The organism is Roseateles sp. GW835-FHT13E02 (genome assembly GCF_058794035.1).
Window position 1 is genome coordinate 190,517 of sequence record NZ_JBXAGJ010000002.1, and the last position, 14,236, is coordinate 204,752.

Annotated in this window: 8 protein-coding genes; 2 read left to right on the plus strand and 6 right to left on the minus strand. The window is 62.9% G+C overall.

What is annotated here, in order from left to right:
- Window positions 1-7: 7 nt before the first annotated feature.
- The 4 genes from AC1Q6P_RS02690 to AC1Q6P_RS02705 are packed head-to-tail and all read right to left on the minus strand — an operon-like array spanning window position 8 to window position 5,040.
- On the minus strand, window positions 8-1,093 hold the full coding sequence (locus tag AC1Q6P_RS02690; RefSeq protein WP_492662927.1) for an ABC transporter permease: 1,086 nt from the start codon (window positions 1,091-1,093) through the stop codon (window positions 8-10).
- A complete protein-coding gene (locus AC1Q6P_RS02695) occupies window positions 1,080-2,615 on the minus strand; it encodes an ABC transporter ATP-binding protein (RefSeq protein WP_492662928.1) in 1,536 nt (511 codons plus the stop codon). The genes AC1Q6P_RS02690 and AC1Q6P_RS02695 overlap by 14 nt, the downstream gene beginning before the upstream one ends.
- Before the next feature lie 43 nt (window positions 2,616-2,658).
- Window positions 2,659-4,011 carry a guanine deaminase gene (gene guaD / locus AC1Q6P_RS02700; protein WP_492662929.1) on the minus strand — a complete coding sequence of 451 codons (1,353 nt, stop codon included), beginning with the start codon at window positions 4,009-4,011 and terminating at the stop codon, window positions 2,659-2,661.
- Between the two features lie 39 nt (window positions 4,012-4,050).
- Complete coding sequence (locus AC1Q6P_RS02705; RefSeq protein WP_492662930.1) at window positions 4,051-5,040, minus strand: LysR family transcriptional regulator; 990 nt, start codon at window positions 5,038-5,040, stop codon at window positions 4,051-4,053.
- A gap of 131 nt (window positions 5,041-5,171) precedes the next feature.
- Here AC1Q6P_RS02705 and xdhA point away from each other — a divergent pair, with 131 nt between their 5' ends.
- Window positions 5,172-6,713, plus strand: a complete 1,542-nt coding sequence (gene xdhA / locus AC1Q6P_RS02710) for a xanthine dehydrogenase small subunit (RefSeq protein WP_492662931.1) — start codon at window positions 5,172-5,174, stop codon at window positions 6,711-6,713.
- 11 nt (window positions 6,714-6,724) lie between these two features.
- Window positions 6,725-9,082: a xanthine dehydrogenase molybdopterin binding subunit gene (gene xdhB, locus AC1Q6P_RS02715; protein WP_492662932.1), complete on the plus strand. Its 2,358-nt coding sequence runs from the start codon at window positions 6,725-6,727 to the stop codon at window positions 9,080-9,082.
- Window positions 9,083-9,360: 278 nt separating this feature from the next.
- On the opposite strand, the gene AC1Q6P_RS02720 is transcribed toward xdhB, so the two are convergent.
- Complete coding sequence (locus tag AC1Q6P_RS02720; protein ID WP_492662933.1) at window positions 9,361-11,760, minus strand: YCF48-related protein; 2,400 nt, start codon at window positions 11,758-11,760, stop codon at window positions 9,361-9,363.
- An 89-nt stretch (window positions 11,761-11,849) separates the two neighbouring features.
- The gene (locus AC1Q6P_RS02725; protein WP_492662934.1) at window positions 11,850-14,228 is read right to left on the minus strand and encodes a hypothetical protein; all 2,379 of its coding nucleotides are present in this window, start codon (window positions 14,226-14,228) and stop codon (window positions 11,850-11,852) included.
- Window positions 14,229-14,236: the final 8 nt, after the last annotated feature.

Consider the following 14,236-nt stretch of genomic DNA (forward strand, 5'->3'; position numbering starts at 1 on the left):
GGCTGCCTCAAACACCCACCGCGCCGGCACCCATCGATGGGCGGCGCAGACGGATGCGGTGGTGGATCAAGGTGTCGCAGGCCAGCAGCGAAAACAGCAGCAGGCCCTGGAACACCCCGGTGATGGATTTGGGCAGGCCCAGGCGCGACTGCGCCAGCTCTCCGCCGATGTAGAACATGCTCATCAAGAGGCCCGAGAACACGATGCCCGCCGGATGCAGGCGGCCGACAAAGGCGACGATGATGGCGGCGAATCCGTAGCCCGCCGGAACATACGGCGTCAGCTGGCCCAGCGGCCCGGCCACTTCCAGCGCACCGGCCAGGCCGGCCATGGCGCCCGAAAGCAGCAAGGCCGTCCAGAGCGCGCGGCTGGACGAAAAGCCGGCGTAGCGCGCCGCCGCCGGCGCCATGCCGCCCACCTGCAGGGCAAAGCCGGCGTAGGTGCGGAACAGCAGCAGCCAGAAGGCCAGCACCGAGCCGGCCGCGATCAGCACCCCGATGTTCAGGCGCGAGCCCTCCATCAGGCGCGGGATCTTGGTCACGGCCAGAAAGCTGATGCTTTGCGGGAAGTTGTAGCCGCCCGGGTCTTTCCAGGGCCCGTAGACCAGATAGCCGAGCAGCAGATCGGCCACATAGACCAGCATCAGGCTGACCAGAATCTCATTGGCATGAAAGCGCGCGCGCAGCAGCGCCGTGATGCCGGCCCAGGCCATGCCACCGGCCACGCCCGCAGCCAGGATGGCCAGCACGATCCAACGGCTGCTGTCCGGCCCGGCCTGCATGGCCACCCAGCCGCCGGCCAGGGCGCCGATGATGAACTGCCCCTCGGCGCCGATGTTCCAGACATTGGAGCGGAAGCACACCGCCAGGCCCAGGGCGATCAGCACAAGAGGCGTGGCCTTGAGGCCCAGCTCGCTCCAGGCATAGGCCGAGCGAATCGGCTCCCAGAAGAACATCTGCAGGCCACGCAGCGGGTCCTTGCCCAGCAGCAGAAAGAGGCCCACGCCGAGCAGCACCGTCAGGCCCAGGGCCAGCAGCGGCGAGGCCAGGGACATCAGCTTGGAAGGCTGGGGGCGGGATTCAAGCCGCAGCATGGGCACCTCCTGCTTCCAGAGAGCTCTCGCGGCCCCACAGCCCGCTCATCCATTCGCCGATTTGCGCCCGGCTGGTCTCGGCCACCGGCACGGCCGGCGACAGCCGTCCCTGGGCCATGACGGCCAGGCGGTCAGAGAGTTCAAACAATTCGTCCAGCTCCTCGCTGATCACCAAAATCGCACAGCCGGCATCACGCAGGCGCAGCAGCTCGGCACGGATCTGCGCCGCCGCCCCCACATCGACGCCCCAGGTCGGCTGCGCGATCAGCAGCACCTTGGGCGCCGCATCGATCTCACGGCCGACGATGAACTTCTGCAAATTGCCGCCCGAGAGGCTGCGTGCCGCTGCCCCGGCGCCACCGGCGCGCACCTGGTAGCGGGCGATCAAATGCTGGGCCAGGCGCTGCACCTGGGCCTGGCGCAGCCAACCCCAGCGCGTGACGGCCTCGGTGCGGGTCAGCAAGGTGTTCTGCGCCAGCGAAAGCTCGGGCACGGCGCCGCGGCCCAGGCGCTCCTCGGGCACGAAATGCAGCCCCATGCGGCGGCGGCGGCGCGGGCTGGCGCGGGCGATATCGCTGCCGAAGAGTGAGACGCTGCCGCGCGGCGCGCGCGGGTCTTCGCCGCTCAGCGCCGCCAGCAGCTCCTGCTGGCCATTGCCCGAGACACCCGCCACACCGAGGATCTCGCCGGCATGCAGGCGCAGGCCCACATCGACCAGGGTGCTACCAAAGGGCTGGGCCTTGGCCAGGCTCAGACGCTGCACCTCCAGCGCCAGCGCGCCGGCCTTGGCCGCCCGGCTGGGCAGGGCCGGCGGCTCGGCGCCAATCATCAGGCGCGAGAGCTCGGCGCTGCTCTGGGTGCGCGGGTCCACCTCGCCGGTCACCCGGCCGGCACGCAGCACCGTGCAATGGCTGCACAGGGCGCGGATCTCGTCCAGCTTGTGGCTGATGTAGAGGATGGCGCAGCCCTGGGCGGCCAGCTGGCGCAGGGTGGCAAAGAGCTGCTCGACGGCGCGCGGGGTCAGCACCGAGGTCGGCTCATCCAAGATGAGAAGTTGCGGCTCGGTCAGCAGCGCGCGCAGGATCTCCACCCGCTGCCGCTCGCCCACCGAGAGCGAATGCACCGGCCGGGACGGGTCCACCTCCAGGCCGTAGCTGGCCGAAAGCTGCTGCATGCGGGTGATCACCTCGGCCAGGCTGAAGGCCTTGTCCAGGCCCAGCCAGACGTTCTCGGCCGCCGTCAGCGTGTCGAACAGCGAGAAGTGCTGGTAGACCATGCTGATGCCCAGGGCCCGGGCCTGGGCCGGGCTTTTCAGGCGCACGGGCTGGCCGTTCCAGAGCATCTGGCCGGCGTCGGGCTGGACGGCACCATAGATGATCTTCATCAGCGTGGACTTGCCCGCGCCGTTCTCGCCCAGCACCGCATGGATCTGGCCGGGCTGCACCGACAGGCTGATGTCGTCATTGGCCTTGACGGCCGGGTATTGCTTGCTGATGCCGGTGAGTGCGAGTCGCAAAATCATGGAGTCGTGGATCCGGCAATCGCAATGGAGGATGAAACAAGTCCTAAGAATCTCGCCGATGGCGGCACTGGCCGGCCACATAGCAGCTGTGCAGATTGCGCTCGTCGGACAAACTCATCCAGGCGAACACGCGTTCATGCAAAGCTTGAGGCTCATGGCCGGGCGCCACCCGCTCGTCGCGTGCCTGGGCCACCGGGCCACGGGCCCAATCCCAGACGCAAACATCCGCCAGTGTACCGAGGCCAAAGTGGCCCACTTCCTGCTGCAAACCCAGGGCTTCCGCCGCGCCGCGGGTGGCGGCGTGCAAAGCCACCCAGGCGCTCAGGCGCTGGCCCGACAAAGCCTGGATCTTGTAGGCATCCAGCAGATTGCGCTGCATGGACAAGCTGGTGCCGCCGCCCACATCGCTGGCCATGCTGACACCCAGGCCGCTGGCCCGCGCCGCCGGCCAGTCAAAGAGGCCGCTGCCCAGGAAGAGATTGCTGGACGGGCTGTGCGCCACCTGCCCGCCGCGCGCGGCCAGCAGCTGCCGGTCGGTCTCGTCCAGCCAGATGCCGTGGGCCAGGATGGCGCGCTCATGCAGCAGGCCGACGCGCTCGTAGACATCGAGATAACTGCGCGCCTCGGGGAAGAGCTCGGCCACCCAGCGCACCTCCTCGCGGTTCTCGGCCACATGGGTTTGCATGTAGAGCGAAGCATCGGCGCGGCACAGCGCGCCGGCCATGGCCAGCTGGGCCGGGCTGCTGGTGGGGGCGAAACGCGGCGTCACGGCGTAAGCCAAGCGGCCCTTGCCATGCCAGCGCTGGATCAGATCGATGCAGTCGCGCTCGGCGCCGGCCACATCGTCCAGCAGCTCGGTCGGCGCGTGGCGGTCCATCAGCACCTTGCCGGTGATCAGGCGCATGCCGCGCGCCTCGGCTGCGGCGAACAAGGCCTCGGCCGAGCCCTTGTGCACGGTCGGAAACACCACGGCCGAGGTGCTGCCATGGGCCAGCAGCGCATCCAGAAAACGCGCCGCGCCGGCCGCCGCCACGACCGGGTCGGCATAGCGGCGCTCGGCCGGGAAGGTGTAGCGGCTGAGCCAATCCAGCAGCTCGGCGCCGTAGGAGGCGATCACATCCAGCTGCGGGCAATGCACATGGGTGTCGATGAAGCCGGGCAGGATCAGGCGGCCGCGGTGGTCCACCTGCTGCCAGCTGGCGTCGGGCGCCTCCGCCTGGGTGCCGGCGATGCGGCCGGCCTCGTCGATCAGCAGCCAGTGGTCGGGCTGGAAACGCACGGCCGGGCTGTCCAGCTGGCCCCAGTCGGGCTGGGCAGTGAAGTCCAGCAGGTCGCCGCGCAGGGCGATCTTGCGGCCGGGGCCGGTGGAGGGGGTCGAAGGGTTCAAATCGGGCATGGGAGGGTTCAAAGATTGGGGTTCGGGCGCATCGCCGCATCAATTGGCTTCGGCGGCCTTCTTGGCGACCGCGCTGCGAGCGAGTTCACGCGCCACCTCCCGCACCTGCTCGCGCAGCCAGCGCTGGGCGGCGGCCTGGTGCGAGAGCGCATGCCAGAGCTGGTAATAGCTCAGCCGCGGAAACGCCACCGGGCAACGCAGCACCACCACCGGCAGGCTGGCCAGGTAGCGGCTGCAGAACTGGCGGCCGGTGGTCAGCACCAGGGAGCTGCGCGCCACCATCAGCGGCAGCTGGCCGAAATGGGCGCTGCGCACGGCGATCTGGCGCGCCAGGCCCTGCTCGGCCAGATGCTGGTCGATCACGCCCGGCTGGCCGGCCGACAGCGGCATGGGCGCCAGATGCTGGCTGTCCAGATAGCGCTGCACGGTCCAGTCCTTGGGCCGCAGCTTGAGCAAAGGGTGATCGCGCGCCACCAGGCAGACCACCTCGTCGCTGAACAAGCGGCCCAGGTGCAGCTCCTCCGGCGGGCGCAGCCAGTTGCCGATGACCAGATCGATCTGGCCGCTGGCCAGGCCGCGGCGGTAATCGAACTCGGCCGAGAGCGGCTGCAAGTCCAGGCGCAGGCCCGGCGAGAGCCGCTGCAGGCGCGACACCAGCTCGGGCAGGAACAGCGGGTCGAGGTAATCGCTGGCGGCGATGCGCAGGTTCAGCTCGGCGCTGGCCGGGTCAAAGCCGGCGCCGCGGCTGCTGCGCTGGGGCGCGCCGAACAGGCGGGCCGCATCCTGCAGCAGGCGCTGGGCCGGCTCCAGCAGCTCCAGGGCCGTGGCCGTGGGCCGCATGCCGGCGCCGCTGCGCACCAGCAGAGCATCGCCCGTGAGCGCACGCAGGCGCCGCAGCTGGGCGCTGACGGCCGGCTGCGTGCTGTGCAGGCGCAGGGCTGCCTTCGAGACGCTTTGCTCGCTGATCACGGTATGCAAGACTCGCACGAGTTGAAGCTCGATCTTGTCGAAATCGGCGCGCAAGTTCATGCCGCAGTGCATATAGTCATCATGCGGCTGATCGTATATCGAAGCCGGCGGCAGGCGCTACCTTTCGACATTGCCGTCGCCCGCACCCACGCGCGCGACCGCCCACTCTTGCACCAGGCCTGAACCACACCATGTCCACCCGCCCCATCCGCTTTTTCCACCGCGGCCAGATCCAGGCCGTGGACGGCCTGGCGCCGACCACCACCGTGCTGGGCTATCTGCGCGAACATGCCCAGCCCCATTGCAGCGGCACCAAGGAAGGCTGCGCCGAGGGGGACTGCGGCGCCTGCACCGTGCTGCTCGGTGAACTCGATGCGTCGGGCCAGATGCAACTGCGCAGTGTCAACGCCTGCACCCAGTTCCTGCCCACGCTGGACGGCCAGGCCTTGTGGACGGTGGAAGACCTCGGCAGCGCCGAGGCGCTGAACCCGGTGCAACAAGCCCTGGTGGACTGCCACGCCTCGCAGTGCGGCTTCTGCACGCCGGGTTTTGCCATGAGCTTGCAGGCCTGCTACGAGCACCACTGCCAGAGCGGCAGCCGGCCCGACCGCCAGGAGCTGGCCGACGCCCTGGCCGGCAACCTCTGCCGCTGCACCGGCTACCGGCCCCTGCTGGATGCCGGCCAGCGCATGTTCGAGCTGCCCCAGCAAACCCTGGACCTGGCACCTGCCCGCGCGGCCCTGCACAGCCTGCAGCAAGACCCGCCCCTGCACTACGCGGCCGCCCAGCCCGCCATCCCGGGCCGCCTTGACCAGTTCCATGCCCCGCGCAGCCTGGCCGAGCTGGCCACGCTGCGCGAAGCCAAACCGCAGGCGCGCCTGCTGGCCGGCTCCACCGACATCGGACTCTGGGTCAACAAGCGCTTCCGCGACTTGGGCGACGTGATCTACCTCGGTGCCGTGGCCGAGCTCAAGGCCATCCGGCCCGAGCCCTTCAACGGACAGCTCGGCCTGTGGATTGGCGCAGGCGCCAGCCTCGAAGCCGCCTGGAGCGCCCTGAGCGCCGCTGTGCCGCCGCTGCGCGAGCTCTGGCTGCGCTTTGCCTCGCCGCCGGTGCGCCAGGCCGGCACCCTGGGCGGCAATATCGCCAACGGCTCGCCCATCGGCGACGGCGCCCCGGCCCTGATTGCCCTGGGCGCGCAGATCGTGCTGCGCCGCGGCAGCCAGCAGCGCCGCCTGGCCCTGGAAGACTTCTACTTGGGCTATATGCAAAACGCCCTGCAGCTCGGTGAGTTTGTCGAGGCCATGCACCTGCCGCTGCCCGGCCCGGACCAGCGCATCCGCGCTTACAAGATCGCCAAGCGCTACGACAGCGACATCTCGGCCGTCTGCGCCGCCCTGAGCCTGCGCCTGGACGAGGCGGGCTGCGTGCAGGGGGCGCGCCTGGCCTTCGGCGGCATGGCCGCCATCGTGCGGCGCAGCGCGCCGGCCGAGCAGGCCTTGCTGGGCCAGCGTTGGAGCGACGAAGCCGCCCTGCAAGCGGCCCAGGCCGCCCTGGCGCTGGACTTCCAGCCCTTGAGCGATATGCGCGCCAGCGCCGACTACCGCCTGCAGGTGGCGCAAAACCTCCTACGCCGCTTCTGGCTGGAGACCCGTCCCGATGCACCCCTGCCCGCCGCCAACCTCAGCGTCTGGCAGGCCGTGCGTTTCAGCGATGCGGAGCAGGCGCGATGAGCACAACAGCCATGAACACCTCTTCTGCACCCTCCACGCTCCACCCGCACACCGTGGGCCGCAGCCATGCCCACGAGTCGGCCGCCCTGCATGTCAGCGGCGAAGCGATTTACACCGACGACATCCCCGAAGCTGAGGGCACGCTGCACGCCGCCCTGGGCCTCTCGCCCATCGCCCATGGCCGGATCGTCGCCATCGACCTGCCCCTGCTTCGCGCCCAGCCCGGCGTGCAGCTGGTGCTGACGGCCGAAGACATCCCCGGCGAAAACAACTGCGGCCCCCTGCTGCATGACGACCCCATCCTCGCCGCGGGCGAGGTGCGTTATGTCGGCCAGCCGGTGTTTGCCATCATCGCCAGCAGCCGCGAGCTGGCCCGCCGCGCGGCCGCCCTGGCCGGCCAGGCCCTCAAGATCGAGCCCATGCCCGCCGTGTTGACCGCCCTGGAGGCCCATGCCGCCGGCCAGTATGTGGTGCCGCCCATGCACCTGAACCGCGGCGACGCGGCCCACGCCATCGCGCAAGCGCCGCAGCGCCTGCATGGCAGTTGGTCGGTGGGCGGGCAGGAGCAGTTTTACCTAGAAGGCCAGATCAGCTACGCCATACCCCAGGAAAACCGCGGCCTGCTCGTCCACTGCTCGACCCAGCACCCCAGCGAGATGCAACAGCTGATCAGCCATGCCCTGGGCTGGGCCAGCCACCAGGTGCAGGTGCAATGCCGGCGCATGGGCGGCGGCTTCGGCGGCAAAGAATCGCAATCGGCCCTGTTCGCCTGCGTGGCCGGCCTGGCCGCCAGCCGCCTGCGCCGCCCGGTCAAGCTGCGCCTGGACCGCGACGACGATTTCATGATCATCGGCCGCCGCCACGGTTTCGACTACCGCTGGGACGTGGGCTTTGATCAAGGGGGCCACATCCTCGGCGCCGAGGTGGAGCTGATCTCCAACTGCGGCCACTCGGCCGACCTCTCGGCCCCGGTGATGACGCGGGCGCTCTGCCATTTCGACAACGCCTACTGGCTGCCCCATGTGGCCCTGCATGGCTTCTGCGCCCGCACGAACACGCAGAGCAACACCGCCTTCCGCGGCTTTGGCGGGCCCCAGGGCGCGCTGGCCGTGGAGATGATTCTGGACTCCATCGCCCGCCGCCTGGGCCTGGACCCGCTGCTCGTGCGGCAGCGCAATTTCTACCGCGACGCCGGCGCGCGCAACATCACGCCCTACGGCCAGACCGTGGAAGACAACCAGTTGCAGCCCCTGACCGATCAGCTGGTCGAGAGCAGCGGCTACCACGCCCGCCGCGCCGAGATCCAAGCCTTCAACGCCGCCAGCCCGGTGCTGAAAAAAGGCCTGGCCCTGACGCCGCTGAAATTCGGCATCAGCTTCAATGTCGTGCACCTGAACCAGGCGGGGGCCCTGGTGCATGTCTACACCGACGGCTCGGTGCTGGTGAACCACGGCGGCACCGAGATGGGCCAGGGCCTGAACACCAAGGTGGCGCAGGTGGTGGCCGAAGAGCTGGGCCTGAGCCTGGCGCGCGTGCGCTGCAGCGCCACCGACACCCAAAAAGTGGCCAACACCTCGGCCACCGCCGCCTCCACCGGCAGCGACCTCAACGGCAAGGCCGCGCAAGACGCCGCCCGCCAGATCCGCCTGCGCCTGCAGCCCCTGGCCGCCCAGCTGCTGGGCTGCGCGGAAGCGGAGCTGCGCTTTGCCGGCGACCATGTGCATGGCGCGGGTGACAACTCGCTGCCCTTCACCGAACTGGTCGCCAAGGCCTACCTGCAGCGCATCCAGCTCTGGAGCGATGGTTTCTATGCCACCCCCGGCCTGCACTGGGACCGCGCCCGCCTGCAGGGCAAACCGTTTTACTACTTCGCCTACGGCGCAGCCGTGGCCGAGGTGCTGGTGGACACCCTCACCGGGGAGAGCCGCGTCACCCGCGCCGATGTGCTGCACGACGCCGGCCGCTCGCTCAACCCCGCCCTGGACATCGGCCAGGTCGAAGGCGCTTTCGTTCAAGGCCTGGGCTGGCTGACCATGGAAGAGCTGGTCTGGCACCCCAAGACCGGCGCCCTCAGCACCCACGCCCCCAGCACCTACAAAATCCCCACCGCCAACGACAGCCCGCCCGACTTCCGCGTGGCGCTGTACGCCCAAGCCAACGCAGCCGACAGCATCCACCGCTCCAAGGCCGTGGGCGAACCGCCTTTGCTCCTGCCCTTCTCGGTCTTGCTGGCGATCAAGGATGCGGTTGCGGCGGCGGGGCCGCTGGGGTGTGATCCGGAGTTGAGGGCGCCGGCGACGGCGGAGGCGGTGTTGAGGGCGGTGAGTGGGGTGATGGGCTGCGGAGCTGTACCGAATATCCGCAAATGAAGCGGCCCAGCAGCCGCTTGCGCCGGTCGCAGGTCAACTTTGTCCGTTCCTTTCAGGCCCCGTGGCATTCTCGAAATCCTGGTTTCCGACTCAATCTGCTTCGTCAATCAATGTCAGACCCGAGTGGACTCTGAAGCTGAACTGAGTCCTGAAAGGACGCCTGCCTGAGCAGATGAATTCGTTTGCAAGATGAGCACGAAGCTCGCCAAAGAGCTTGAGCGCCTGCCCAAACATGAAAATCCGGTCTTATCCAAAAACTGCTTGACAGGCCAAACCCATCAATTGGATGCACTTGTGAAGTAGAGCTTGGTTCCCGCATTTAGTGCCAGCACATCGAAGCCCAGGTACCGCAATTCAGCACTCAAGGGAGCCGACCTGCGACTCCAAGTCGAACCACCGTCTCGGGACGTAAAGAGCGTCACTTGTTGATCAGATTCGGTGCCAAGAAGCCAAAGCGTATCTCCATCGGCCGCAAAGGCTTGCCTCGAGATTGTTGTTTGCGCCAATCGGACCCAAGTCTTGCCGTCATCAGCAGAACCCCAAATCTTGCCTGTCTCAGTGACAAGCCAGAGGCGGCCCGTAGAGGTCACAGTCACACGCCCTCTGGATTCACCGATGGTTTGAGCAGACAAAACACTTGACCAAGTCTCTCCGTTGGCATCTGACTTCAGCAGACCTTCTCCATCTACAAAACTCATCATGCCGGCTTTGGTAAAGACAATTTGCGAAGTTCTAGCAGGCGTCTTCACATAGCTCCAAGTTAAACCACCATCGTTGGTCACCATGCCATTGCCGCTACGTGAATAGCCCTCGACAAGCGTTATCCAGCCTCTATTTTCATCTTGAAAGTCAAAGTCTGCCATGTCGACCGCGGTCTTCGTGGCTATTTTCCAGGTGCTACCACCATCGCGAGAGGTGTACAGATCATATTCTGAACCCATGCTCGCGAACAGAACTCCGGACTTGCTAACTCTGATTCGCCTGAGAAAAACTGAGTTTCCGCTATCGTCTCGTGTGGTGAATTGGCGCCACGACATGCCACCATCATTGGATCTGAACCATGTATCGCCTGAACCTGTTGCGTCGCGTTGAATGTGCGACGATGCAGAAAGCATGAATATCAGGCCCTGAGGTGTTTTACTTCTCTCTACTGCGGCCTCATAAGATTGACCAGATAACGATGACCAGCCATTGCTGCCTTTCCTGCTATCAAAAATGTGGCCGATGCCATTTGACGAATTGGTGCAGGTATAGATGACAGGCGTCACCTGATCAAGCCTGCAATGACTGGATGCTATTGCTAATGTATTGTCGGCGGACGACCAGGTGGAACCATAGTCAGTGCTGTAGAAAATTGCCGGTCGGTTGGTGCCCGGGTTGAGCCCCATAAAGGCGACCGCAGACCCATTTGATACTATGGAGCTCCAGTAAGGAAAGCTAGGCATGACGGTCAAGCCTTTGACAGGTCTTGGCGCCGCTCCTTGTTCCGAATAGATTTGCAACCCTCCATCAATCGCACCGGCCAAAACTTCATTGGTCTGTGGATTGACGCTGATTGCTGACTGGTCGATATTGGATTGAATCCAATTACTACCGGAATCCTTCGTGTAGTAATATTTACCATCACTCTTGATTCGCCAATCTTCCTTGGTGAAAAAATTCAATTCAACGATGGGCTCGATTGCGGAGCCTTGGAACACGCTACGCCATGCTCCGTCAAATGGATTGAATAAATGCAAGATGCTAGGCATTCCGACAACAGGAGCGCCCCGGCGATAAAAAATCCCTGGAACGAGTGAGTTCTGGTGAAGTACGTTGTAGTTCTCCCACTCTATTTTTCTGAATGTCTTGCCGCGATCTACGCTGTAAATCCCAAGATCTTCGTTGAATATTTTGCTTGCATCGTGAAATTTAAGCGAAAGTGGCGTGCTTGAAAGGCCCAGTGCATTGAGGTATTTCAAGGTTGAGCCCCACTCTGCTGCAATCGGACGCCATGTCTTCCCGGAATCCTCGGTCAATAGTTGTGCGCCGTCTTTGTATGCGGCAATCGCAAGATTGCTGTCAAAAGCACTGACCTGCACAATATCGAAACTGACCCTCGGGTAGAGCGTTGTCCAACTCTTTCCGCCGTCCTCTGTGCGTTCAATCAGACCTTGTTCACCATAGCGCCAGCCCACCCGTTCGTCCACCATGGCGTAGCCCTCTATCTTTTTGAATCTGGGGCTGACCTGGCACCATCCTTTGTAAGCGGGTTCGCTGCATGACATATTTGCTGCGGCGAAAACACCTCCAACAATAATATCTCCCTTGTACTCCCTGGTGTCGCCAGCTTGATTTCTTAGCTTGAGCACGGGGGTGTAAAAACCCGCACTCTTGTACGTGTACGTGGAGCTGGTTCCGGTATTTCCATCTCCATAGTCCCAAGTAGCAGCGAATGCGCTGATGTCGCTGATGCCAGTTTGCAACGTAACCGTATTGCTGGATGAAATCCTGTCGATTTGAATTGACAGCTCAATGGGCAGTGGCTTGTTCGACAGAGTGCTACCGCTTGAAGAAGCAGTGTCAGAGCTGCCACCTCCACCGCAACCGACAACAGCCAATGTGATGGCAAATGCTGAGAGTGACTTGATCGACTGGGATTTTTCTGGCTTTGGTTCTTGTATGGGATTGGTTCTCATGGCGACGAGAAAGTACGAATAAAGGTTATTGAATCTGTGCCCCACTTGGTGTTTTCGCGTGCAGGCGCTTGTCTGCCGAAGAATTCGACTTAGTAGGCAATCAAAAACACTCGCTTTTCAAAATTGCCGGTGGACGAATTGTGAAGTGATCCAATAGTCAAAATTTTTCGCTTCTCAATTTTCGGAATTCGTTCTTGATAGACAGGGTTGAGCGAGAGCAATTGATTGGCAGCACCGCGCAGATCTACCTGCCAAGGAATGAATTGACGAAGTGTCAGGTCTTTATTTCTGATGTTGAAACCATTCCCCCCGAGACAAACAATTTCGCTGCTTGAAGCTCCGCAGGATCGTTCGACATCCGTGATGTCGCCTGTAATATCACCAGTTTTATAATCAATCAATCGTCTGAAACCGTTGGAGTAAAGGAGACTCCCATCAAGGCGATCTGCATATGAGGCATAGTTTTCAGATGTCTTTTTGGCATCGAGCGGTCCAAACATTAAGCTGCTGCTGGATGTCGCTTGACTCGAAATGGATGTCTCCGTGGAGCTATGGAAGTCGAGAGAAATTGGCAAGCCCCTGCCATATGTATTTCTCAATACTTGCTTTGATGCCGGATCCCAGTAAATAAAGCTCGAAAACAGTCTATCCGGAGCATCATCGATTGGCACGGAGTCTTGAATTGCAGTGCTCTTACTGACAATGATGTGGTCGTACCGGCCGGTCACTAGAACATCATCTCTGCTGTATGGCGACGGAATCAGTTGGACGGAATTGCACCTTGACTTGTAGAGTCCAGGCTTGGTTTTCGATGGGTACGGCGGTAGATTGACGACGTATTTCTGTGTCAAGGTTATTGAGTCGTAGGCAGTCAGCGTGGGGCTCTTGGACCTGGCTTCGTCGAGACTGAGGCTCTCGTTGATGTACGGACAGACGTCAGGCTCTTTCAGCATGAAGATGGTCTTGCCATCGATAGATGAGCGAAATTGCCGGTAGTAGGTAGGCAAACCCTTGACTTGAACAGTAGGTGTTTTGCCCGTCAAGTCGATGTAATTTAGCCGGTTGGTTTGCTCAATCGGATCCGTATCCAAAACCACGACGGAAGATTCGCTGGGTTTGGCAATGATCGTTGCCTGCGAGTAGCCGGACTCAGGGAGGGGATAGCTGTCGACATGAACTCTTCCTGGCCAAGAGACTTTATTGGCAACGGCTCGGCTTGCGGTAAAGCCTGTGGTGAATGAACTCGAACTGCCTTTGTTATTCGTGGTATTGACCGCGGATTGGAATTTGGCTACCCCCAAAAATGGGATGCTCCATTGGCGGCGGGATTCATTGAAAATAATGTTGCCGCCTGCACTCGTCCGCACTCTGATGCTGGTCGTGACATCTATGGCCAAGCTTGGACGGCGTTCGCCAAAGATTTCAATTGTTTCAATGCCAGCTGTCGATTGTTTGACGGAGAATTCGACGGGGTCACCCTTACCGTCTCCGTCAAAATCATAGTTATTACCGCTTTGATTGACCCTAACAAGGTCTTTTGGTGCGCTGCTTTCGTAATCAAATGAGAATGTCCGAATGCTGCCCAAGGAGTAAAAAAGCTGCTGCGTAAAAGCATCACTACTCCAATATGAAGTTTGATTGACGCCATCTTCAGCCAATGTGTATCCGACTTCAGCACGCGCAGCACCATAGCTCGATGTTTTCCAGCTGTCTGTTTTGCTGAGGCTTGGATCTCGAACGGTGTAGGTTGTGATTTTTTCTGAAGTATTGCCTGCGAACTCCGCAGCGCTCTCGGTGTATCCGGCGAAACCACCCAGGTCGCCAAACGTCTCGGGAAGCTTCCCAGAGCTTGAGATTGCGTCTAGCGCTGCCTTAGCGGCGGGGTCGGACCTGATCCACCACCGCATGTCATCAATGTCAATCTGATTGTTTGTGCTACGGCCATTGAGCAGCAGCATCAGTGAAACCGTGTTTTGGAGCCTTGCAAGGCGTTCTTCGCTCAAGCCGAGCTCGCCGCCGAAACGGCTCTTGGCAGCCAATAGTTCTTGCACAAACGCTTCAGAATGCGGGCCGAGCTGAACTTTGGGCAAAACGGCCAGCGCACGCCAAGTCTGTCCTGAGGTGCTGGTCGTGTGCAGCACCAAGTCGCGAGAAAGTTTGGTTCCTGCGGGAAGGGAAATGGTGAACTGCCCGTTGGCATCAGTGCTGGCTGAGCCGAGGACTTCGGGACTGACCGTGCCGTCCGCACCGAGTCGCGAGAGTTTGATCGCGGTGGAAGCTATGGGCTTGAGCAGGGGGCTGTCTTCAGCGATCACCTGCAGCGTGCCCGAGACCGTGTTCGCCGCTGGTGGTGTGCTGGTGTCCGGGACAGCGCCGCCAGAATTGGGTGCTGACGCTTCGTTGCCTCCGCCCCCACCACAAGCTGATACTGTCAAACTGATGACGACCGCGAGCAAAGCACTACGCATTGCTACCT